At 70.6% G+C, this 21731-nt stretch carries 22 protein-coding genes; 1 reads left to right on the plus strand and 21 read right to left on the minus strand.

Features of this window, described 5'->3' with window-relative positions; genetic code table 11:
- The 21 genes from VFR64_00890 to VFR64_00990 form a co-directional block, all read right to left on the minus strand.
- Window positions 1-493 (minus strand): UDP binding domain-containing protein (locus VFR64_00890; GenBank protein ID HET9488298.1); only part of this gene is annotated, 493 nt, incomplete at its 3' end.
- The gene (locus VFR64_00895; protein ID HET9488299.1) at window positions 493-1590 is read right to left on the minus strand and encodes a DegT/DnrJ/EryC1/StrS family aminotransferase; all 1098 of its coding nucleotides are present in this window, start codon (window positions 1588-1590) and stop codon (window positions 493-495) included. The genes VFR64_00895 and VFR64_00890, both read right to left, overlap by 1 nt.
- Window positions 1587-3770 (minus strand): LPS assembly protein LptD, encoded by a 2184-nt coding sequence (lptD, locus tag VFR64_00900; protein ID HET9488300.1) that lies wholly within the window; start codon window positions 3768-3770, stop codon window positions 1587-1589. The genes VFR64_00895 and lptD overlap by 4 nt, the downstream gene beginning before the upstream one ends.
- On the minus strand, window positions 3767-5083 hold the full coding sequence (locus VFR64_00905; protein HET9488301.1) for a Mur ligase family protein: 1317 nt from the start codon (window positions 5081-5083) through the stop codon (window positions 3767-3769). Before VFR64_00905 ends, lptD begins: the two co-directional genes overlap by 4 nt.
- Window positions 5080-5943 (minus strand): acetyl-CoA carboxylase, carboxyltransferase subunit beta, encoded by an 864-nt coding sequence (gene accD, locus VFR64_00910; protein ID HET9488302.1) that lies wholly within the window; start codon window positions 5941-5943, stop codon window positions 5080-5082. The genes VFR64_00905 and accD overlap by 4 nt, the downstream gene beginning before the upstream one ends.
- A gap of 10 nt (window positions 5944-5953) precedes the next feature.
- On the minus strand, window positions 5954-6778 hold the full coding sequence (gene trpA / locus VFR64_00915; GenBank protein ID HET9488303.1) for a tryptophan synthase subunit alpha: 825 nt from the start codon (window positions 6776-6778) through the stop codon (window positions 5954-5956).
- Entirely contained in the window at window positions 6775-7986 is a 1212-nt protein-coding gene (gene trpB, locus VFR64_00920) for a tryptophan synthase subunit beta (GenBank protein HET9488304.1), read from the minus strand. The genes trpA and trpB overlap by 4 nt, the downstream gene beginning before the upstream one ends.
- On the minus strand, window positions 7983-8642 hold the full coding sequence (locus VFR64_00925; protein HET9488305.1) for a phosphoribosylanthranilate isomerase: 660 nt from the start codon (window positions 8640-8642) through the stop codon (window positions 7983-7985). The genes trpB and VFR64_00925 overlap by 4 nt, the downstream gene beginning before the upstream one ends.
- Entirely contained in the window at window positions 8639-9466 is an 828-nt protein-coding gene (gene trpC / locus VFR64_00930; protein HET9488306.1) for an indole-3-glycerol phosphate synthase TrpC, read from the minus strand. The genes VFR64_00925 and trpC overlap by 4 nt, the downstream gene beginning before the upstream one ends.
- Before the next feature lie 4 nt (window positions 9467-9470).
- A complete protein-coding gene (locus VFR64_00935; GenBank protein HET9488307.1) occupies window positions 9471-10682 on the minus strand; it encodes a nicotinate phosphoribosyltransferase in 1212 nt (403 codons plus the stop codon).
- A gap of 169 nt (window positions 10683-10851) precedes the next feature.
- Entirely contained in the window at window positions 10852-11742 is an 891-nt protein-coding gene (gene galU, locus VFR64_00940) for a UTP--glucose-1-phosphate uridylyltransferase GalU (GenBank protein HET9488308.1), read from the minus strand.
- A 45-nt stretch (window positions 11743-11787) separates the two neighbouring features.
- On the minus strand, window positions 11788-12270 hold the full coding sequence (locus tag VFR64_00945; GenBank protein HET9488309.1) for a DUF2062 domain-containing protein: 483 nt from the start codon (window positions 12268-12270) through the stop codon (window positions 11788-11790).
- Window positions 12267-12632, minus strand: coding sequence for a hypothetical protein (locus VFR64_00950; protein ID HET9488310.1), 366 nt, complete (start codon window positions 12630-12632; stop codon window positions 12267-12269). The genes VFR64_00945 and VFR64_00950 overlap by 4 nt, the downstream gene beginning before the upstream one ends.
- Window positions 12632-12901: a hypothetical protein gene (locus tag VFR64_00955; protein HET9488311.1), complete on the minus strand. Its 270-nt coding sequence runs from the start codon at window positions 12899-12901 to the stop codon at window positions 12632-12634. Before VFR64_00955 ends, VFR64_00950 begins: the two co-directional genes overlap by 1 nt.
- Window positions 12886-13044, minus strand: coding sequence for a hypothetical protein (locus VFR64_00960; protein ID HET9488312.1), 159 nt, complete (start codon window positions 13042-13044; stop codon window positions 12886-12888). Before VFR64_00960 ends, VFR64_00955 begins: the two co-directional genes overlap by 16 nt.
- Window positions 13041-13595, minus strand: a complete 555-nt coding sequence (locus tag VFR64_00965; GenBank protein HET9488313.1) for an HAD family hydrolase — start codon at window positions 13593-13595, stop codon at window positions 13041-13043. The genes VFR64_00960 and VFR64_00965 overlap by 4 nt, the downstream gene beginning before the upstream one ends.
- Complete coding sequence (locus tag VFR64_00970; GenBank protein ID HET9488314.1) at window positions 13592-13753, minus strand: hypothetical protein; 162 nt, start codon at window positions 13751-13753, stop codon at window positions 13592-13594. The genes VFR64_00965 and VFR64_00970 overlap by 4 nt, the downstream gene beginning before the upstream one ends.
- Before the next feature lie 11 nt (window positions 13754-13764).
- Window positions 13765-16998 carry a polysaccharide biosynthesis tyrosine autokinase gene (locus tag VFR64_00975; GenBank protein ID HET9488315.1) on the minus strand — a complete coding sequence of 1078 codons (3234 nt, stop codon included), beginning with the start codon at window positions 16996-16998 and terminating at the stop codon, window positions 13765-13767.
- The gene (locus tag VFR64_00980; GenBank protein ID HET9488316.1) at window positions 16998-18011 is read right to left on the minus strand and encodes an HD domain-containing phosphohydrolase; all 1014 of its coding nucleotides are present in this window, start codon (window positions 18009-18011) and stop codon (window positions 16998-17000) included. Before VFR64_00980 ends, VFR64_00975 begins: the two co-directional genes overlap by 1 nt.
- The gene (locus VFR64_00985) at window positions 18011-18202 is read right to left on the minus strand and encodes a hypothetical protein (protein ID HET9488317.1); all 192 of its coding nucleotides are present in this window, start codon (window positions 18200-18202) and stop codon (window positions 18011-18013) included. Before VFR64_00985 ends, VFR64_00980 begins: the two co-directional genes overlap by 1 nt.
- Before the next feature lie 453 nt (window positions 18203-18655).
- Window positions 18656-20044: an SLBB domain-containing protein gene (locus tag VFR64_00990; GenBank protein HET9488318.1), complete on the minus strand. Its 1389-nt coding sequence runs from the start codon at window positions 20042-20044 to the stop codon at window positions 18656-18658.
- Between the two features lie 368 nt (window positions 20045-20412).
- Between VFR64_00990 and VFR64_00995 the strand changes: the two genes are divergently transcribed.
- Complete coding sequence (locus tag VFR64_00995) at window positions 20413-21585, plus strand: trypsin-like peptidase domain-containing protein (GenBank protein HET9488319.1); 1173 nt, start codon at window positions 20413-20415, stop codon at window positions 21583-21585.
- The last annotated feature ends 146 nt before the right edge of the window (window positions 21586-21731 follow it).

Below are 21731 nucleotides of genomic sequence, written 5' to 3' on the forward strand. Positions count from 1 at the left end.
CCAGCTCGGGAACCAGGGGGTCGTGATAGGCGACGCGGGCCCCCTTGCGCCGGAGGGCGGCGATGATCTCCAGGGCCGGCGAGTCGCGCGTGTCGGCGATGTCGGCCTTGTACGCCACCCCCAGGACCAGGATCCGGGCCCCGCGCACGGCGCGCTCGCGGTCGTTGAGGGCGTCGGCGACGAGCTGGACGACGTAGTCCGGCATATGAGAGTTGATCTCGTCGGCGAAGCCGATGAAGCGCGGATCGTAGCCGGCCAGGCGGACGCGCCAGCTGAGGTAGTGCGGATCGGACGGCAAACAGTGCCCGCCCAGTCCCGGCCCGGGGTGGAAGGGCATGTAGCCGAACGGCTTGGTGGAGGCCGCGCCGATCACCGTGGCGCCCGACTCGGCGAAGGCCACGGCCAGGGGCAGCCCAACGTACCCCAGGCCGATCACGCCGACCGTGGGTGCGTCGATCAGCTGCGCCTGCAAGCTCGCGGCGAAGCCGGCCATCACAGACTCTGACAGGCGCGACGCACGGCCCCGGCGACGGCCTCGCACTCGTCGTCGGTCAGCTCGGGGAAGCACGGCAGCGAGAGGACCTCACGAGCCGCCCGCCATGCCTGGGGCCACCGGCGCTCGTCGGCCGCGCCGAACATCGGCTGCCCGGGAACGGGAATCGGATAGTGCACCGCCGTGCCCACGCCGAGCTCCCCCAGGGCCTTGGCCAGCGCATCGCGCTGGCCGTGACGGATCGTGAACAGATGGTAGACGTGGCGAGCGTCCGGCCGCTCGACCGGGAGCCCGGCCACGCTCGGCCCCAGCAGGGTCCGGTAGCGGGCGGCCAGGCTCCGTCGCGCCTCCGTCCAGGCGGCGAGCCGCGGCAGCTTCACCCGGAGGAGCGCCGCCTGGAGCTCGTCCAGGCGGCTCGCGAACCCGAGCTCCACGTGTCGGTAGCGGCCACCATCGCCGTGATGACGCAGTCGCCGGACGTGCTGGGCGATGTCGTCGCGCTCGGTGAGGACCATGCCGGCGTCGCCGCAAGCGCCGAGGTTCTTGGTCGGGTAGAAGGACAGGCAGGCGGCATCGCCCCACGCCCCGACCGGCCGCCCCTTCCAGGTCGCGCCCACGGCCTGCGCCGCGTCCTCCACGACGGCCAGACGGTGATCGCGGGCCAATGCGACGACCCGATCCATCGCCGCCGGCTGGCCGTACAGGTGGACCGGCATGATGGCGCGCGTGCGCGGGGTGATGGCGCGGGCGGCTGCCTCCACGTCCAGCGTGAACGTGTCCGGGTCGATGTCCACGAAGACCGGGGTGGCGCCCACCATGACGATCGTGGACGCCGAGGCCACGAACGAGAAGGCCGGGGTCAGCACCTCGTCGCCCGGCCCGACGCCGACGGCGGCCAGGGCCAGCCGCAGGGCGTCGGTGCCGGAGGCCACGCCCACGGCGTGGCGGACGCCGGAGAGCGCAGCGACCTCCCGCTCCAGCGCCTCGCCCTCCGGACCCAGGATGAAGCGCGCCGAGTCCAGCACGCGGCTGACGGCGGCGGTGAGCTCGTCCCGCAGGGCCTGGTGCTGGCGCGCGAGGTCGACGAAGGGGATCATCGCGTCCGTCCGTCGCTCGCCGGGCCGGTGCCGCTGATCCGACTGCCCGTCCCGATGGGACCGCCCACGCCCAGCAGGTTGATGGCGAAGCGCACCTCGTCCTCGTCGTCGTGCCGGGACACGTACTCCAGAGAGAACGCCCAGCACGACCATCTGAAGTCGGCGCCGATGCGGCTCTCCACGAAGATGTCGCTGCGCAGGTCCCAGTCGGCGCTGGCCCGGGCCACCAGCCAGCTGGCGACGTCGGCCTCCAGCCGGGCCTGGACGAAACTGACGCGGTCGGGCTTGCTGTAGCGCGTGCCGATCGCTGCGATTATCGGGTGCACATTCACGGCGAGGTCCGTCGTTCCCGTCTGGATGCCATCACCGTACACACTGTAGCTCGTGTCGCCCCGGAAGCTGAAGAACCGGTTGGGGTTGACGATGAGATCGGCGAACACGGGACCGAGAGGCTGCTCGGGATTCAAGGCCTCGTAGGAGTGCGCGAGCACGAAGCGCAGCAGCTCCCAGCGGTAGGCGTCGGCGCCGGGCGGAGCCGTCGAGCGCGCGCGGACGCGGTTGGTCAGCGAATAGGTGACCCGGCTCGCTTCGGTGATCGTGTCGATGCTGTCGTACTGGGGCAGCTCGTTCGTGGTCGTGGTGCCGTCCCGGCGGTAGCGCAGGAGGTCGGTGCCGTCGAGCCGGGTGTAGTTGACGCGCGGCTCGATGCTGTGGAGCACGGCATTCAGCCCCCACGCGTCGCCCAGCTCGTAGATCCGGGCCAGCCGGGTCTCGACATCGACGCCCGCCTCGTACAGCGAGCGTAGCCGGGCGTCCGAGTTCGTGTTCTGGACGACCAGCCCCTCCGACGTGACCCGGGTGCCCACCGCCGATGTGTCGTAGCCGGTGAACCGTCCTCCCAGGAACGGGGTCACGGTGACGACGCCGGCGATGGGAATCGGTCGCGCCAGCACGGGGTGAAAGTCGACGCGGTTGCCATCGGCGCCGACGTCTCGCGCGAAGTGCACCGCGCTGGACTCCAGCTCGTAGAGGAGTCCGGGGATTCCCGGCACCGGTTGACGCGTGCCCTGCAGCCGGAGGTCGGGCAGGCGCTGCAGCTCCACCGGCTTCCGCTGGGTGAGGTCCTGGTACCAGAACAGATTGCCCACGAAGTTCCAGGACGACCAGGTCCGGGTGACGAAGACGTTGGACTCCACCCGCTGCACGCTGCGGTCGTGCAGCTGGTCGGCATACTCGCGAAGCACGAAGTCGTCGCTCACCCCGTTGACGTCCGTGCGCAGCCGGAGCCCGGGACGGAGCCGCCAGTCGTCCTTCGCGAACCACCAGCCGCGGCTGTCGCCGTGGTCCGGGGTGGCATCCTCGCGCAAGAACTCGTTCACGTAGAAGCCGCCCAGGCTGCCGGCGTGCTCGCGGGAGAGGACGTAGCGGTACTCGAGCTCGCCCCCCAGACCCCGCTCCTCGTAGCCGTGCAGGCTGATGGTGGCGTCCTGGCTGTCGGAGATGGCCCAGAAGAAGGGGATCTCCAGGAAGGCGCCCTTGCGCGAGCCGCTGCCCACGTGGGGGAACAGGAAGCCGGTCTGTCGCTCCCGCCGGATGGGCGCGGCGAAGAAGGGCAGGAACGGGATCACCGGCAGGCCCTTCACCCAGAACGAGGCTCGGGTTCCGTAGATGAAGTCCTCGAGGTCGGCCACCGCCGAGCCGAACCGGAACGACCAGGCGGGGGGATCGCCCTCGCAGGTGGTGAAGATGCCCTCGAAGACCCGGTAGCGGCTTTCGCTCAGACGCTCCATCCGCTCACCCTCCAGACGGTAGAAGGGAGCGGCCTGCGCGCGACCTTCCCAGATCACGCCGGTGCCCGTTCGGAAGTTGAACTGGATCCGCTCGCCGACGAGCCGGTCTTCTCCATCGTAGAAGATCACCCGGCCCTCGGCCACCACGTCGCCGGTGAGGCGGTCGACCTCCACGCGGTCGGCGAGCAGGCGCTGGCTGCCCCGGATGACTTCCACGTTGCCCGAGGCCACCAGCAGGTTGTCCGGGCCGATCTCCTCCAGCCGATCGGCGAAGACCGTGACTTCCCCGCCCGCCGTGGGCAGCGTGGTCCCGCGAGGCGCCTGCGCCCAGGCTGGCGTCGCGGCCGCGAGCCCCAGCAGCAGGAGCGTGAGGGTGGCGAGGAGGCTCACGCGGACAGAGAGTCGATGCGAGCCGCGTCGTCCTCGATGGGACACGGCGTCTGGCCTCCGCCCACGAGGGCCAGGACCTCGCCCACCAGGAACAGCGAGCCGGCGATGCAGACCACATCCGTCGCCGGCGCTGCCGTGGCCAAGGCCAGGGCGTCCGCGGCGGAAAGCGCTGTTTGCACGATGGCCGGCGTGGCCGGGATCAGCCGCCGCAGGGCCTCGGGATCGGCCGCGCGGGAAACGGCGGCACGAGTCAGGATCACCCGGCGCGCCAGCGGGACCAGCGCCGCCAGCATCGCGGCGGCGTTCTTGTCACTGGAGATGCCGAGGACGAGCGTGAGCGAGGCCGACCCGAAGGTCTGGCGCAGGGACGCCGCCAGCGCGCTGGCCCCGGCAGGGTTGTGGGCGGCGTCCAGCACGAGGAGCGGTCGGTCGCCGAGGACCTGGAACCGGCCGGGCCAGCGGGCCCGGGCCAGCCCGCGGCGGATGGCCTCCTCCGGGATGTCGAGCTGGGTCGCCGCGGCGACGGCCAGCAAGGCGTTCGTGGGCTGGAACGTCCCGAGCAGGGGCAGGTCGAGCGCGGGCAGCGTGAAGCCCGCTCCGCGGCAGGTGATCCGCTGGCCGCGCAGGCTGCGCTCGAGCACGTCGACGTGCAGATCGCGGCCCTCGAGCAGCAGGGGCACGCCGACCTGCCGGGCTCGCTCGACGACCACCGATGTCACCCCGGGGGCCTGGGCGGCCGACAGCGCCACGCCGCCGCGGATGATGGCCGCCTTTTCCGAGGCGATGGCCTCCAGCGTGTCGCCCAGGTACGCTTCGTGATCCAGGTCGATGCGGCTCAGCACGACGGCGGCCGGCACGCCGACGGTCGTGGCGTCGAGGCGGCCGCCCAGGCCGACCTCCAGTACCGCCACATCGACCCGCTCCCGGGCGAAGTGGTCGAGCGCCAGCGCGGTGGTGGCTTCGAACATGGTGGCGTCGAAGCGGGCCGCGAGCGTGCCGAGGGCTTCGACGCCGTCGACGATGGCGTCCTCGCTGATGGCCTCCCCGTCGACCCGGATGCGCTCGCGAAACGAGACCAGATGCGGCGAGGTGTAGAGGCCGACTCGGCGGCCGCCGGCCTTCAGCATGGCAGCGAGCATCGCGGCGACGGAACCCTTGCCGTTGGTCCCGCCCACCTGCACCAGCGTGTAGCGCGTCTCCGGGCGGTCCAGGGCCTGCAGCAGCCCCTCGATCCGCTCGAGGCCAGGCCGCATGCCCGCGTGCTCGCCGCCGCGGAGGGCGAGCAGTCGGGCGACCGCCTCGGCGTAGGTCATCCGGTAGACGGCGGCTGGTCGGCGAAGAAGGCGAGGAGACGGCGGAGGGTCTCCTTGAGGTCGCGCCGCTCGACGATGAGGTCGAGCTGCCCGTGCTCGAGGAGGAACTCCGAGCGCTGAAACCCCTCGGGAAGCGGCTGGCGGATCGTCTCGGCGATCACCCGGGGCCCGGCGAAGCCGATGAGCGCGCGCGGCTCGGCCAGGATGACGTCGCCCAGCATGGCGAAGCTGGCGGTGACGCCGCCCGTGGTGGGATCGGTCAGCACCGAGATGAAGGGCAGGCGCTCGGAGGCCAGGCGCTGCAGGGCCGCCGACGTCTTCGCCATCTGCATCAGCGAGAGGATGCCCTCCTGCATGCGCGCTCCGCCGGAGGCCGAGACGATGATGACCGGCAAGTGCTTGGCGATCGCCGTCTCGATGGCCCGGGTGAGCTTTTCTCCCACGCCCGAGCCCATGCTGCCCCCCAGAAAGGCGAAGTCGAAGGCGCCGAGCACGGTCGGGTAGCCCCCGAGGCGAATCAGCCCCGTGACCACCGCCTCGGCGCCGGCGGTCTTGTCCCGGGCGGCGCGCACGCGGTCGCGGTACCGCTTGCTGTCCTTGAACCCCAGCGGATCGGCTGCCGTGATCCCGCGATCGTGCTCCTCGAAGCTTCCGGGGTCGGCCAGCAGCGCGATCCGCTCCCGGGCCCCCATGCGAAAGGCGTATCGGCACTTGGGGCAGACCCGGCCATTCCGCTCGACCTCGGCCCGGTAGACGATCTCCTTGCAGGAATCGCACTTGATCCAGAGGCCTTCGGCGATGACGACCTTCTTGCCTCGCGCTTCGCCCTCGCTGTCCGTCTTCCGCTTGAACCAGACCATAGGTCCGGGCTCAGGCCCCCTTCGCCGCGCCGCCCGATGCCGCGCGCAGCGGGGCCTTCAGGGCCGCGATGAACGCGCCGACGTCCGCGACGAGCGAGGGTGATGCCACGCGCTGTTCGATGAGCTGGACGATCGCCGAGCCTACGATGACGCCGTCGGCCATGCCCCCCACCGCGGCCACCTGCTCGGGTCGGCCGATGCCGAAGCCCACGCACACCGGTTTCGTCGTGACCAGCCGCAGGGCCCGGATCTGGGCGGCCAGCTCCTTGGGCAGCTGGTCACGTTGCCCCGTCACCCCGGTGAGCGACACGAGGTAGATGAACCCCCGGCTGCGCCGGGCGATGAGCCGCAGGCGCTCGGGCGTCGACGTGGGCGCCGCCAGGTGGATCACGTCCAGCCCGGCCGGCTCGGCTTCGCGATCGAGCGGTCCGGCCTCCTCGGGCGGCAGGTCGGCAACGATCACCCCGTCGACCCCGACCCGGGTCGCCGTATCCACGAACGGCCGGAGCCCGAACGCGAGCACGGGGTTGTAGTACGTCAACAACACGAGGGGCACCCGCACCTCGGCACGCAGCTCCCGCACCGCGTCGAGCACGCGCTTCAGGGAGGCCCCCGCGGCCAGCGCTCGCTGGGCCGCCCGCTGGATGACGGGGCCGTCGGCGAGCGGATCGGAGAACGGCACGCCCAGCTCGATCACGTCCGCGCCCCGTCGCTCGGCTTCGATCACCAGGTGGGCCGTCGTGTCGAACGACGGGTCGCCGGCGGTGAAGTAGGCGACCAGCGCGCGCCCGCCGGTCTCTCGCAGCGTCGTGAAGGCCTCGCCGATTCGGCTCACGGCATCTCTCCGGCCAGGGCCTTGCCCACCACCTGCACGTCCTTGTCGCCACGCCCGGACAGGCCCACCAGGATGGCCCCCGATCGGGGAAGACGCTTGGCCAGCTGCATCGCGAACGCCACGGCGTGCGCCGACTCCAGGGCCGGCATGATCCCCTCGTGGCGGGCCAGCGCCTGAAAGCCCTCCAGCGCCTCTTCGTCGGTCACCGAGACGAACTCGAAGCGGCCGCGGTCCTTGTAATAGGCGTGCTCGGGTCCCACCCCGGGGTAGTCGAGCCCGGCCGAGAGGGAATGGGCGTGGCTGATCTGTCCGTCGCCGTCCTGGAGCAGGTAGGTCATGCAGCCGTGCAGCACGCCGACCCGCCCGGCCGAGAGGCTGGCGCCGTGGCGGCCGCTCGTGATCCCGTGACCGCCGGCCTCCACCCCCACGATCCGCACGCGGCGATCGGGCAGGAAGGGATGAAAGAGGCCGATGGCGTTCGATCCCCCACCCACGCAGGCCACCACCACGTCGGGCAGCCGCCGCAGGGCCCGCCGCGCCTGCCGTCGCGCTTCCTGCCCGATGATCACCTGGAAGTCGCGCACCATCATCGGATAAGGATGCGGCCCCATGGCCGAGCCCAGCAAATAGTACGTGGTGCGGACGTTGGTGACCCAATCGCGCAGGGCCTCGTTGATGGCATCCTTGAGCGTGCGGCTCCCCGCCTCCACCGGAACGACCCGGGCGCCGAGCAGGCGCATGCGGAAGACGTTCAGGGCCTGGCGCTCGACGTCCTCGCTACCCATGTAGACTTCGCACTCGAGGCCGAGGAGCGCCGCGGCGGTTGCGGTCGCCACGCCGTGCTGGCCGGCGCCCGTCTCGGCGATGAGCCGCCCCTTGCGCATGCGCACGGCGAGAAGCCCCTGGCCGAGGACGTTATTGATCTTGTGGGCGCCGGTGTGACAGAGGTCTTCGCGCTTGAGGTAGATCCGGGCCCCGCCGACGTGCTCGCTCAAGCGGCGTGCGAAGTACAGCGGCGTGGGCCGGCCGGCATAGTCGCGCAGCAGGTCGGCGAGCTGCCGCTGAAAGCCGCGGTCCCGGCGGGCGCGCGCGTACGCCCGCTCCAGCTCGATGAGCGGCGCCATGAGCGTTTCCGGCACGAAGCGGCCGCCGTACGGGCCGAAGTGCCCGGAGGCGTCGGGCAGCGTGCTCGCTCGCGGCGTCTTCATCCGCCGGCTCGCCTGGCTTCGGCCACGAAGCGCCGCACCTTGTCGGGGTCCTTCTTGCCCGGCCGCGCCTCCACGCCGGAGTTGACGTCCACCGCATAGGGTCGGGCGGTGGTGACGGCCCGGGCCACATTGTCCGGCGTCAGCCCGCCGGAGAGAATGAGCCGCAGCCGTTGCGTGAGCGTGCCGCGGGCCAGGCGCCACTCGATCGGCTCCCGGGTCTCGCCTTCACTCCAGCGCGCGGCGCTGTCCAGGAGAATCGCCGCGACCACCGAATGGTAGCGCAGCACCTGGGCCAGGTCGCCGAGGCGGTACTCGGGCAGCCCTTCGATGGTCGCCGCCGGCGGCAACTTGACGGTCTTGATGACCGGGAGCTCGAACCCGGCCAGGTCTTCGGGCGCCTCGTCGCCGTGAAACTGGAGCGCGCGGAGCCCGCACGCTTCCGCCACCGCCTTGACGTGGCCGGGTGGGTGATCCCAGAAGACGCCTACCGGCGTGACGAAGGGAGGAAGTTGCCGGATGATCGGCCGCGCCTGCTCGGGGGTGACGAAGCGGGGCGTGTTCTCCACGAAGATGAAGCCGAGCGCGTCGGCGCCGGCCGCGACCGCCATCAGGGCGTCGTCGACATTGGTGATGCCGCAGATCTTGACGCGAGTCATGATTTTTCGGTGGAGTCTGCTCGCGTGGGGTGTGACGACCCGCACTGCAGGGTCAGCTCGGCGAGCTTGGCGGCGACGTCGGGTGCGGTCACCAGCCCCTCGCCGACCAGCACGGCGTGCGCGCCGGCTGCCGTCACCCGGCGCACGTCGTCGCCGGTGAAGAATCCGCTCTCGCTGACCACGAGCGGCCCGGGCGGGATGAGGGGCAGCAGCTCCAGCGTGGTTTCAAGCCGCGTGGTGAAGGTGCGGAGGTCGCGGTTGTTGAGCCCGATGATCCGCGCCCCGGAGGCCAGCGCCACCTCGACCTCGGGCGCCGTGTGGCATTCGACCAGCGCGGCCAGGCCCAGGCCCTTGGCCGCCTGCAAGAGATCGTGCAGTTGCGCGGGGTCGAGGATGGCCACGATCAGCAGCACGGCGTCGGCGCCGGCCGCCCGCGCCTCCCACAGCTGGTACTCGTCGATGGTGAAGTCCTTGCGCAAGAGCGGCACCGCGACGGCTCCCCGGACGGCCTCCAGGTCCTCGAGGCGGCCCTGGAAGTACTTCTCGTCGGTGAGCACCGAGATGGCGTCGGCGCCGTGCCGGGCGTAGAGCGTGGCCAAAGCCACCGGGTCCAGCGTGGCCGCCAGGACACCGCGCGACGGCGACGCCTTCTTGACCTCGGCGATGAGCCGGGCGCGGCCGGCGATCGGCCGCAGGGCCTCCTCGAGCTCGCGGACCGGTGGTTGCCGACGGCAGCGGGCTTCCAGCACGCCGCTCGGCGTGACCTGTCGACGCCCGCGGATCTCCTCGCGCTTGTCGCGGACGATGTCGTCCAGGATCCCCATCCGCCTAGTAGTCCCGGCGAAAGCCCTGCCGCCGAAGCGTATCCAGGGGCACGAGGGCCAGCTGCTCGAGGACGAACTCACGGATGGTTCGGGGCGGCGGCAGGTCGCGGACGATGCGGCCGTTCCCGATGAGCGGCTTGAGGAGGGGATCCCACTTTCCGCCGCACGGGCAAGCCGCGGGCGGCCTCCCCGCCGGCACCACCACCGTGGTCCGACAGCCTCGGCACCGGAGCACGTCTTTGGCGCCCGACCATTTGCCGCGCTTGGCGAAGGGCTGGCCCTCGACCTCCATGATGTCGAGGGCGAAATTCAGGACGGGCGCGTTGGCGATAGACGTGCCGACACCGTAGGCATCGGCCACCGGATTCAGTCGCAGGATCTCGTACTCGTCCACGCCGCCGGACGCGATCAGCTTGACGTGCTGGTGGCCGCGCAGATCGAGCTCCCACCGCACCTCCTCGAGGATCCGGAAGAAATCGCCGCGTCGCGACGAGGGCGTGTCCAGGCGCACGGCGTAGAGATCCTTGCCCAGCGCCTCGGCCACCCGGAGGGCCTCGAACTTCTCGTCCTGCAGCGTATCGATGAGGGCCACGCGGCGCACCTTGGGGTCGATGATCTCGTGGAAGGCGCGCAGGGCCTCCACGGTGTCGCCCACCATGAGGATCAGCGAGTGTGGGATGGTACCCATGGGATCGGCATCGATCAGCTCCGCCGACTTGGTCACCGCCACCCCGTCGCAGCCGCCGATGAAGGCGTTGCGCTCGATCATGGGAGCCAGCGTCGGGTGCATCCGGCGGGCTCCGAAGGAGATCACCTGACGCTCCCCCGCCGCCTTCTTGCAGCGGGCCGCCTTGGTGGCGATGCCCGAGGCCTGGCAGAGCAGCCCCAGGAGCGCGGTCTCGTACTGCGCCCACTCCAGGTACGTGCCCTCGACGACCATGACGGGCTGGTAGGGCTCGAACACCGCACCCTCGTCCATCGCCCGCACGGTGACCGGCACGCCTTCCAGCAGCGCGGCGGCCTCCTGGATGCCGGCCAGGATGCCCCACTGCCAGTCCTCGGGCAGGCTCTTGAGGTACACCTCGGCCATGACACGTTTGCGGTCGTTGCGACGCGTCAGGATCTCTACGGTGCGGGCGAAGTAGACATCCGATACCTCGCCGCTCTTGATCTCGGCGTCGGATGCGGTCTGAAATGGCCGCTTGGGGGTCGTCATCGGTGGGCCAACGTGCGGAAAATTTTGGCAGAATCACCCGGCCAAGTCAATGAACCGGGCACGGGCAATTGTTGAACAGGGCATGGGCGCCCGGCCTTCGGCACGCCCATGCCCCGCCGGAATCACGGCCAGTGGTCGTTCATCCAGCCGATCAGAGTCGCGACAACTGTTAGAGGCTGAGCGATTTCAGATAGGCGCGGAACTCGTCGGCCAGGTCGGGACGGGCCAGGGCGAACTCGACGGTCGCCTTGAGGAACCCGAGCTTGTCGCCGGTGTCGTAGCGCTTGCCTTCGAACTCGACGGCGTACATCGGGCGCCGCTGCCGCAACCGCCGCAGGCCGTCCGTGAGCTGGATCTCCCCGCGCCGGTCGGGCCCCGTGTCGGCGAGGATCCCGAACAGATCGGGCGTCAGCACGTAACGCCCGATGATGGCGAGGTCGGAGGGGGCGTCCTCCGCTTTCGGCTTCTCAACGAGATCGGTGATCTCGTAGACCGGCACCGAGCTGGGGCCGGGCGCGGGCTTGCCGGCGATGACGCCGTACTGCGCGATGCGCTCGCGGGGCACGCGCTCGACGGCCAGCACCGGCGCGCCGTAGTGCTCGAAGACATCGAGCAGCTGCCGCATGCAGGGCGTCGCGGCGCCGCCGATGATGTCGTCGCCCAGGAACACGGCGAAGGGCTCGTCCGCGACCAGCGTCCGCGCGCACAGGATCGCGTGCCCCAAACCGAGTGGCTCCTTCTGACGCACGTAGCACAGCGAGGCCAGCTCGGAGATCGTCTTGATCTGGGCCAGCTCCTCCACCTTGCCCCGATCGTTCAGGTAGTACTCCAGCTCGAAGGCGGCGTCGAAGTGGTCCTCGATCGCCCGCTTGTTGCGGCCGGTGACGATGATGATCTCGCTCAGACCCGAGGCCACCGCCTCCTCCACGACGTACTGGATGGTGGGCTTGTCGACCAGAGGCAGCATCTCCTTGGGCTGGGCTTTCGTGGCGGGCAGGAACCGGGTGCCGAGCCCGGCGGCGGGGAACACGGCTTTGCGTACGGTCACACGCTGGCCCATTGCACTCATCATACCGCCCGGGAGAACTGGCTGCGCGTGTCTCCCTCAGGAGGCCGAGCGCCGCGCGCGCCGGGCCGAAATGATCCCCAGGGCCACCAGGTAGGTCGCCAGCCCGGCCGCCCCGCCGACCACCGCCGTCCCCACCAGCAGGGGCAGCGACACCTCCTGGAAGAGGGCCACCATGTCCGACCACGACAGGCGGCCCGGGTGCTCGACCAGGTAGGCCAGCCAGGCGTCGCGCACCCCGTAGGGATCCGGCACGAGAACGGCCCCGACCTTCAGCGCGGCGCCGTAGACGAACGGAGCGAACCACGGGAGGTTCAGCCACACGCCGGTCACCGTGGCCAGCCGGTTCAGGGGAAAGAGCGTGGCGACCAGGATGGCCAGGATGGTCTGCAGGCCGAGGAAGGGGGTGCAACTGATGAACACGCCGACGGCGAGGGCCAGCGCGATCTTTCCCGGCGGGTCGTCGAGGTGCAGCAACGACCGCAGGCGGTCGGTCAGCCCCGCCGTCCCCGCCAGCCTCATGCGGCCCGCCCGCGTCCGACGGCCTCCAGCACGGCGATGATCGCCAGCACACAGGCGGTCCGGAGCAGGACCAGCATGGCCTCCCGCATCGTGGCGTGCCAGAGCAGGAGCGCGGACACTCCGAGCGTCGCCGAGATGAAGTAGATGAGGCATACGCTCTGGGGCCGCGTGAGGCCCAGCGCTTCGAAGCGACGATGGATGTGATCCTTTCCCGCGCAGGCGAGCCACTCGTGCAGTGAGTGGACCCGGCCGGTGGCGACCCGAGCCACGCTCACGAAAGCGATGTCGAACAGGGGAACCCCCAGGATCAAGACGGGAGTGAGCAGGGCCACGATGGGGTCATTTTCCGCCCATTCGCCCATCACCGCCAGCCCGGCCAGGGTGAAGCCGATGAAGGACGCCCCCGCATCCCCCCAGAAAGAGTGAGATGGCGCTGGTCGGTCTGCAGCGCCGTCATGCTGAAGAACACGCCGGCGATCACGCCCAGGCCGGCGGCCAGACCATCCATGCCGTCGAGAAACTGGACGGCATTGGTCACCGCGACGAACCACAGCACGGTGAGCGTGATATTGGCGACGTCTCCCGCCGGCAGCCAGTCAGGCGCGACATTCAGGCTCACCCCGTAGAGCATCGCCACGGCGGTCTGGCCATCTCGGCGACCCAGTCGCGACGGTAGTAGGCGTCGATCCCGCCGACCTCGTGCCCGAGCCCGGCCAGCGTGAGGGCCAGGGGCCCGCCCAGATACCCGTCGACGCCGGCGATGAGGATCCTCACGGCGCCCGCCCCCCGTGCTCGCGGACGTACGCGGCGACCGTCGCGCGCCAGCTTCCCTGCGCCTTCAAGATCAACTCGACGCACTCGCGCAGCACGCCGCTGCCGCCCCGGCCTCGCGTCACGACGTGGGCCACCGCCTTCACGTCGTCGGGCGCGTCGGCCACGGCGATGGCCAGTCCCGCCCGCTGCAGGGCCGGTACGTCGAGGAGGTCGTCGCCGACGTAGGCCGCGGCCCCCGGGGTGAGGCCGAACTGCGCGCACAAGCCCTCCAGCGTTTCGCCCTTGCGCCGGGCGCCGAGCACGACCGCGTCCACGCCCAGCTTGTCGCCCCGCTTCTTGGCCAGGGGGCTCGTCTCGCCGGTGACGAAGGCGGTCCGGAGGCCGGCCCGGCTGGCCAGGGCCACCGCCACCCCGTCACGGGCGTGAAAGGCTTTGAGCTCGTCGCCGCGCTCGGACAGGAGCATCCGGCCGTCGGTCAGCACGCCGTCCACGTCGCTGACCAGGAGTCTGATCTGGCGCGCCCGGCTCACGACGCCGCGCCGCGCCCTCACGCCGGGTACCCGAGCGCGGGCGCGCGCGGCACGGGGACCGCCGGCGCCTCGGCCTCGCGCAGCGCGGGGAGCGCGATCACGACGCCGGCGAAAAACCAGAAGGGCTCCATGATACGCACGATGATGAAGGTGTTGGCGCCCACGGCGTGGAAGATCAATCCGACCGCCGCTAGCGAACCCGGACGACCTGGTTGGCGAGGCCGAGACGTTCCAGCTCCTGGCCCTTGCTCTCGGCGTCCTCACGGGCGGCGAAGTTGCCGTGGCGGACGATGAAGGTCACGGCCTCCCCGCGCTGGGCGGCGACCCTGACGTGATGGCCCCGGGCTCGCAGGCGCTCCCCGAGCTGGACGGCGCCGCGCAGGACCAGGGGATCGCCGACACGCACGGTGGGGCCCGGCTCACCGTCCAGGATGACCGGCTCGGGGAAGCCCTCGTCACGCAGCACCGCCGCCAGGCCCTCGGCCTCACGCCGACCGGGCAGACGCTCGATCAGCACGGCGAACACCTCCCCGCCCATCCGCTGGCGGAAGCTCACCGTCTGGTAGCCGGCCTGATTGAGCTGACGCTCGAGGCGCTCGGCTTCCGCTGCCGTGACGAACGGCCCGAACTCCACTGCAAAGCGGCTGACCGGAGCCGATGCGGAGCGGCCAGGCTTCGGTGCGCCCTCCGGCGGCCGGTCGATGGCCGATGCCGACGGGGCGGCGGCGGCGACCGCGGGGCCGCCGACCGGGGGGGCCGAGACGCTGGCCGTCGGCGCAGCGCTGTCCGGATCCGAGCGGCTGGTCGGAGGGGCCGGGGTGAGGGGCGCGGGCGCGGGTGTGGCCGTGGCGGGCGACGGCGCTGGCGCGGTCGCGACCGCGACGGGGGGCGCCGCCGGCTGATCCCGCAGCGTGGCGGCGTCAGTGCCGCCGGGCTTGCCGGCGTCCGGCACGGCGGACTCCCGGGCCTCAGGCTGGAGCGGGCTCGGGCGCGGTGGCGGGCTCGGCAGGGCTGGTGTGCGCGGAGCCTCGCTGATCGTCCCGAAGCGCCAGGCCATGAACCCGAACAGGACCGCGACCAGCGCGAGAGTCAGCACGATACCGAGGAGCACGACGCGGAGCTTGCGTCGCAGGCGGCGCTCCGAAACCGCGTCGGCGCCGTCCACCGGGGTTGCGGTCGACGACGACGGCCTGGCACCGGAGCCCTGGCGGCCCAGACCCAACCGCCACGAGATGGCATCCCAGAGACGGCCGGCACGCCCGGGCGCCGGCTCGGTCGCCGATTCCTCCCCGTAGTAATGGGTGTAGTAGTGCGTGTACGAGGCGTCGGCGACCTCGGACTGCACGTCGTTGAGGACCACGCCCCACACTTTCGCCCGCGCGCTGTCGAGATGAGCCTTGGCCCGTTTCAGGACGAGGCGACCGACCTTCCCCGCCTGGTAGACGAGAATCACGCCGTCGGCCTCGGCGGCCACGATGGCCGCGTCGGTGACGGGCAGCACGGGTGGCGTGTCGATGAGGACGATGTCGTACTCGTTGCGGACCTCGCGCAGGAACTGGCTCATCGACGGGGCCGACAGCAGCTCGGACGGGTTGCCCGGCACCGGGCCGGCTTCGATGATGTGCAGGTTGTCGAGACCAGGAGAGGCCATGATGTCTTCCATCTCGAACCGGCCCATCAGGATGTCGGCGACGGTACGGATGCAGTCGCGCCAGCGGGCTCGCCCGACCAGGATGTCGCTCAGACCCGGCTCGCGCTCGATTCCGAAGAACCGGTGGATGCTGGGCCTCCGCATGTTGGCGCCGATCAGCAGCGTGCGCTGGCCGTTCTGGGCCATGGTGAGGGCCAGGTTCACGATGGTCGTGGTCTTGCCCTCCTGCAGCGTGGGACTGGTCACCACCAGCAGCTTGCCGTCGCGCTCCGCGCGCATGAACTGGATGTTCGTGCGCAGGGTCCGGTAGGCCTCGGCCACCGGGGACTTGGGATCGAAGTGCGTGATGAGGAGGGCATTGCTCCGCAGCGCTTCGGGGTCCATCTGGGCCAGGCCCGGCCGGCGCTCGACCAGACGCGCCATGATCTCCCGGGCGTCGATGTGGGGAACGATGCCGAGGACCGGCACCTGCAAGTAGCTCTCGACGTCCTCGATGGTGCCGATCGACGTATCGAGGGTCTCCTGCACGAAGGCCAGGACCAGGCCCAGCATCAGCCCCAGGACGGCGCCCACCAGGAGGGTGCTGAACGCCTCGCCGCCGGCCGGCGCGGCGGGCTCGGTGGCCGGCCGGATGATCGTGACCTCCTCGACGCCCTCCGATTCCTTGATCAACGCCTCCTGGTGTTTCGTCTTGAGCAGCGTCAGCAAATCGTCGTTGACCTTGGCGTCACGTTGCAGCCGCTGCAGGCCGAGCTCGACGGCCGGCAGCTCGCGGTTGCGCTGGAGCAGCTCGCCCATCTGCCGGTTCAGGATGTCCTCGCGGCTGCGCAGGAGCGCGACCTGGGCGCGGATCTCCCGACCCATCTCCGACCGCACCTCGCGCATCCGGTCCTCCAGGGCTTGCAGCCGGGGATGCCGATCGGTGACCTCGAGCGCCAGGTTGTTGCGCTCCAGCATGAGCTCCACCTGGGCCGTCTGCAGCTTCTGCAGCGCCGGGTTGGCGCTCTCCACGAACACCCGCTCACCGGGGCCGGCGGAGTTGGCGCGCCCCAGTCGCTCCTGGGCCAGCTCCAGCTCGGTCCGCTGCTGGCGGGTCTTCTCGATATCGCCGCGGAGCTGGGTGAAGACGGACAGGAGCACCGAGCCCTCGGCGCCGGGCGCGATGATGCGGTTGGCCTCCCGGAACGCCCACACGCCTTCCTCGGCGCGCTTGACCCGACCCTCCACGTCCCGCAGCTGAGCCTCGATGAACTTGCGGGCCTCGGTGATGCGGGAGTTGCGGACGGCCCGGTTGTAGTCGCGGTAGGCCTGCGCGGTGGTGTTGGCCAGGTCCCGAGCCTCGCGCGGGCTCGTCGACGTGGCAGTGATCTCGATGATGCTGGTGTTGGGGACCCGGGTCGTGGCGATCTTGCCGGCGATGGCGTCGAGGGCGGCGGTGAAGGCCTTCGACTCTCTGAAGGGCTGCCCGGGGGTCGGCTCGGGCAGCCGGCCCAGCCGCCGCGCGACTTCCTCCAGGATCGGATAGCTCTTGATGAGGGCGGCCTGCGTCTCGATGGAGTCGGCCGAGGAGTAGGAGAGCACCTCGACCAGGAGTCCGGACAGCGAGGCCGACTGCTCGAACTTCACCGTGGCCGTCGCCTCGTACACCCGCGTGTTGCGCATGGCGAACACGTAGCTCAGGCCCATCACCAGCAGCGTGGAGACGATGATGATGACCTTGCGCCGACGGATGATCAGCCAGTAGTCCCGCAGGTTCATCTCGTACTGGGCCACTACCGGCGCTCCTGTTCGGGGGCGGGCCCCGTGATGTAGACGAACGGGGCCTCGGCAAGATCGAGGATCCTGGGAGTGGGCAGGCGGCGGCCGCGGGCGTCGTAGAGCTCGACCCGTGGCCGCAACGGGTGGTTGCGGTTCACGGCGACGACGCAACCCACCTCGCCGGTATTGAGCCGGACCAGTGTGCCCGGCGGGAAGACGGAGACCTCGTTGAGGAGCGCCTTGATGCAGGCGGGCGGAAAGGCCTCGTGCCTGGAGCGCACGATCTCCCGGATGGCTTCGTGGGGCCGCAGACCGGGCTCCAGCGACGACGGCAGGGTGAACCCGGTGTAGGTGTCCACGAGGCCCAGGATCTTGGCCTGGGGATGAATGGCCGCCCCGCTCAGCGCCTGGGGAAAACCCTGGCCATGCTCCCGCTCGTGGTGGTGCAGCACGATCTCGGCCAGGCTCTCGAACGGCGCCGCCCAGCCTCGAAGCAGATCCGCGGCCACGCGGGGATGGGCACGATGCTGGTGTTGCTCATCGGGCCCCAGGCTCTCCGGACGTCTGCGCAGCGCCGGAGGCAGCCGCCAGAGTCCGATGTCCATCAGCGCGCCGGCCATGCCGAGCTCGAGCAGCTGCGGGCGGCTGAGGCTCAGCGTGATGCCCACGCGCATGGCCAGCACGGCCACGCGGGCCTGGTGCACGGCGAGATAGTCCGCACCGGCGGGCACGGCCGCCCGGTTGGCGACCCAGAATAGCTCACCCGACCGCTCGAGGGCGTCCAGCGCGCCGGCGACGCGTTGCTCCAGCTCGGCCCAGGGGATCGACGAGCTCGGCGCCCGCGCGCGGTCGCGGACCGATTCCAAGAAGCTGACGAGCGACTGGAAGACGTGCTCGGCGCTCGGCGCGTCCGCCCGGGCCGGCGCGGCCTCGGCCACCGTGGTGGGAGGCGGAGGCGAAGGTGCGGATGCCGGCGGGGGCGGCGGCCAGCGGCCGCCCAGGCGGAGCAGATCGCTCAGCCTGACCATCAGTCGGCGCCCGCCCGGTCGTGAATCACCTGGGCGATGATCGCCTCATCGATCTCCCGGGCCGCCCGGGACGACCCGATGAGCAGCGCCACGTCGCAGATGTTGTTGATCTCGCGCGGGGTCCCGCCGGTGAAATCGAAGATGCGCTTGACCGCGTGATCGGTGAAGATTCGGCGCGTCTGTCCGGCCATGCGCAACCGGTGGGCGATGTAGTTGGCGGTGTGCGTGTCGTCGAGGGTGTTGAGGTGATAGCGAATGGCGATCCGCTGAGCCTGCGGATCCGGCTCGCCAGCTCGAGGGAGCCGATCGGCAGCAGCGTCACCAGGAAGCGGTCGTCGGTCTGAAAGTTCAGGAGGAGGCGAAGCTCTTCGAACACGGCGTCGTCCTGGATGAGCTGAGCCTCGTCCACGATGACGACGGTGTCGCGCCCGGCCCGGAAGTTGCGGAAGAAGACGTCCTGGAGGCCGTGCAGCAGGTCCTGCTTGCTCCAGTCGCCGGTCAGCAGCGCGCAGCCCTTGCGCTGGCGGACCGCATACACCAGGCGTATGAGAGCCTCTTCGTGCTCCGGGGACAGGTAGAAGAACTTGGGGTTCGGCGAGTTGTCGAACGGCGATTCGCTGAGCCCCCAGAACGCCTCGTACACGTCAGTCTCGGAACAGGAAATACAGCGCCGTGTACGCGGTGATGATGGACGCGACCGCCTGGGCGATGGCCAGGTAGTCGTGGTACCAGCGTACCGAGACCTCGGGCACGGTCACCACGGCTCCCGCCTCCAGCGGGGGAGCCTGAGCCAGCGCGTACGACCGCCCGTTGCGGAACGTCACCGAGGCGTTCTTGAAGCGGGCGCGGACCGTCGGTCCGCCGGCCAGGGCCAGGTACTCCCGTGGGGTCAGGTCGGGGCGGAAATCGACGGCGCCCGGCGTCCGGACCTCCCCCAGCACGTACACCTTGTCCTCGGCCACCGGGAGCGTGAGCACGTCGCCGTTTTCCAGTGCGATGTTCTGGGTGTCATCCTTCTCCACGAGAAGCCGGTGGAGATCGACCGGGATGCGCTGGCGGGGGCCGCCCACGCCGGTCCGGTCGACGAAGGCGAGCCGGAGGTCGGCATGGGCCGCGGCGCCCCCCGCCCGGCCCACGATGTCCTTGACGCGGTCGCCGCGGGCCAACTCGAAGCGCTGGACGATCGTGGGCCGGCCCGCCGTCGTCGTGCGGCTCGATTCCGGCGTGCCATTGAAGGCGCCGCGGACCTCGAGGACGTCCTGCAGCACCCCGAGCAGCGGCACGAACAGCATGTCGCCGGGGTGGAGCGGCACGTCGGTGGGCCTGGCCCGGGCCAGATCCAGCGAAATCGTCTCCTGCCGGCCGTCGGGCAGCAGACGCGTGAGGCGGGCCTCGCTGGTGGCGGCGGTCTGGCGTACGCCGCCGGTGAGGTCGAGAATCTCGGCGAGGGTGCCCCCCGGGCTGATCTCGTATTCGCCGGGCCGACGCACGGCGCCGCTGAGCGTCACGTAGCCGCCACGGGGGGGGACATGAATCCGCATGCCCTCTTCGGCCAGGGGGTTCTGGTCGAGATCGCCGCGAAGCTCGAAGCGCAACAGATCGATCTCGCTCTGGCCCGAGCGGTCCTGCAGCATGACCCGGCGGACGCTGCCCCGCGGCGTGATACCCCCGGCAGCCAGGACGAGATCGTGGACGCGCCGCAACGCGGAGGTCTGGATCGCCCCCGGGCGCTCCACCTCGCCCGACAGGATGACCTCGAAGCAGCGCGGAATGGCCACGGAGAGCGTCACGTTCGAGTAGCGCAGCACCCCGCGCACGCGCTCGGCGACGCGACGATTCGCCTCACGCAGGGTGAGACCGCCCATGGACAGCCCGCCGAGTGGTGGAATGCTGGCCACGCCTTCGGGATCGATCACCAGCTGCTGGCGGGTCACGTCGATCCGGCCGGTGGTCTGCACGTCGAGCACATCGCCCGGCCCCAGCTTGTAGTCGGCGGGCACGCGGGGAAAGACCGATCCCACAGCGGGCTGCATGCACGGGTCGGCCCTGGAGATCGCGCCCCCGCCCGGCGAGCGCACGAGGAAATCCGGCGCCGGCGGCTGTGGTAACTGCAACGATGGTACGGGAGGCGCGGGCGCGCCGGGCGCCCTGGGCTCCGGCGCTCCGGGGGACACGGGGCCCTGCGCTACAGCGATTGAGGGGGCGAGCAAGGACGTCACGAGCAGCAGCGAGAGCGCAGCACGGGCTTGAGACCGTACGTCGCGACGGCCCATCTTATGCACTAGGGAAATTCTCCCCTTTCGACTCTTTGAGGGTCAAGAAAAAAGCATTAATTTTGGGATACTTCGCTTGACACCGGGCACTCGGGAACCTAATATCCCGCAGCGAAGATCATGACCCCATGACGCCCAAATCGGCCCGCGCGTTGCTGCTCGCCGCTGTGCTTTTCGCCTGTCTCGGCGGCGGGTTCTGGGCCCACGCCCTGTGGATGAGCTCCCGTCGGCAGCCCGTGCCGCCGCCGCCGTCGCCGCTGGCGACGGCCGACACCCTACAGGCTGCGTTCGTCACGGTGGCCGAGCGCGTACGGCCCGCCGTCGTGCACATCGGGACCGTGCAGATGGCGCGACCGCGGCGGCCACCCGCCACCCCGGAGCCGCCTACCGATGATCCCTTCTTCAAGGAGTTCTTCGACCAGTTCTTCGGGCGCGGCCGACCGGGCGCCCCGGGCGAGTTCCGTCAGCCCGGCCTGGGCTCGGGGGTGATCATCGATCGCCGGGGTTACGTCCTGACCAACTTCCACGTCATCAAGGGCGCCGACGCGGTCACCGTGAGGCTCTCCTCCAAACGGGAGTATCGCGGCCGCATCGTGGGCACCGATGCCAAGACCGATCTGGCCGTCGTGCGCTTCGAGCCCGACAGCGAGCTGGCCGTCGCCAGCCTGGGGAACTCCGATGCCTTGCGGGTCGGCGAGTGGGCCATCGCCATCGGCAATCCGTTCGGCCTCGACCAGACCGTGACCGTCGGCGTGGTGAGCGCGACGGGGCGCTCCGACGTCGGCATCGCCAGCTACGAGAACTTCATCCAGACCGACGCCTCCATCAACCCCGGTAACTCCGGTGGCCCGCTCATCAACCTCCGCGGCGAGGTCATCGGGATCAACACGGCCATCGTGGCCACCGGCCAGGGGATCGGCTTCGCCATCCCCGCCAACATGGTGCGGCGGGTGATGGATCAGCTGATCGATCGGGGAAAGGTGACGCGTGGCTGGCTCGGCATCGCGTTGCAGCCCCTCACGGCCGAGCTGGCCGAGGCCCTGGGGACGACGGGCACGCGAGGCGCCGTCGTCTCGCGCATCTATCCCAACAGCCCCGCCGCCGCCAGCGACATTCGACCGAACGACGTGGTCGTGAGCTTCAACGGCATCAGCATCGACGACTATCACCATCTGCAGCGGCTGGCCGCCGAGGCCGAGGTGGGGCGCAGCGTGAAGCTCGAGATCGTGCGCGAGCGCAAGCCGCGGACGGTGGAGCTGAAGGTCGCCGAGGCTCCGGATACCGCTGGAGCTGCGCGCTAAGCACGCCGGGCCGGTGTGGTCCCGGGCGGGGGGTGCTGGGGAGGGGTCGTGGGACCACGCCGTTTGCGTCCGTCGACGGTTTGCGGCTGGGCTCCATCGAACCGGCGTAGTCCGCTCTCAGGGAGAGGGAAACGGGTCCCACGACC

Source organism: Candidatus Methylomirabilota bacterium, from assembly GCA_035709005.1.
In the GTDB taxonomy this organism is placed as follows: domain Bacteria; phylum Methylomirabilota; class Methylomirabilia; order Rokubacteriales; family CSP1-6; genus 40CM-4-69-5.

Bases quoted from the DNA above. Each gene is read 5' to 3' on its own strand.
- VFR64_00895 (HET9488299.1), bottom strand. From the start codon at position 1,590: ATGATCCCCTTCGTCGACCTCGCGCGCCAGCACCAGGCCCTGCGGGAC.
- VFR64_00905 (HET9488301.1), bottom strand. From the start codon at position 5,083: ATGACCTACGCCGAGGCGGTCGCCCGACTGCTCGCCCTCCGCGGCGGC.
- accD (HET9488302.1), bottom strand. From the start codon at position 5,943: ATGGTCTGGTTCAAGCGGAAGACGGACAGCGAGGGCGAAGCGCGAGGC.
- trpB (HET9488304.1), bottom strand. From the start codon at position 7,986: ATGAAGACGCCGCGAGCGAGCACGCTGCCCGACGCCTCCGGGCACTTC.
- VFR64_00925 (HET9488305.1), bottom strand. From the start codon at position 8,642: ATGACTCGCGTCAAGATCTGCGGCATCACCAATGTCGACGACGCCCTG.
- trpC (HET9488306.1), bottom strand. From the start codon at position 9,466: ATGGGGATCCTGGACGACATCGTCCGCGACAAGCGCGAGGAGATCCGC.
- VFR64_00935 (HET9488307.1), bottom strand. From the start codon at position 10,682: ATGACGACCCCCAAGCGGCCATTTCAGACCGCATCCGACGCCGAGATC.
- galU (HET9488308.1), bottom strand. From the start codon at position 11,742: ATGGGCCAGCGTGTGACCGTACGCAAAGCCGTGTTCCCCGCCGCCGGG.
- VFR64_00945 (HET9488309.1), bottom strand. From the start codon at position 12,270: ATGAGGCTGGCGGGGACGGCGGGGCTGACCGACCGCCTGCGGTCGTTG.
- VFR64_00950 (HET9488310.1), bottom strand. From the start codon at position 12,632: ATGGGCGAATGGGCGGAAAATGACCCCATCGTGGCCCTGCTCACTCCC.
- VFR64_00955 (HET9488311.1), bottom strand. From the start codon at position 12,901: ATGCTCTACGGGGTGAGCCTGAATGTCGCGCCTGACTGGCTGCCGGCG.
- VFR64_00980 (HET9488316.1), bottom strand. From the start codon at position 18,011: ATGGTCAGGCTGAGCGATCTGCTCCGCCTGGGCGGCCGCTGGCCGCCG.
- VFR64_00985 (HET9488317.1), bottom strand. From the start codon at position 18,202: ATGGCCGGACAGACGCGCCGAATCTTCACCGATCACGCGGTCAAGCGC.
- VFR64_00990 (HET9488318.1), bottom strand. From the start codon at position 20,044: ATGCAGCCCGCTGTGGGATCGGTCTTTCCCCGCGTGCCCGCCGACTAC.
- VFR64_00995 (HET9488319.1), top strand. From the start codon at position 20,413: ATGACGCCCAAATCGGCCCGCGCGTTGCTGCTCGCCGCTGTGCTTTTC.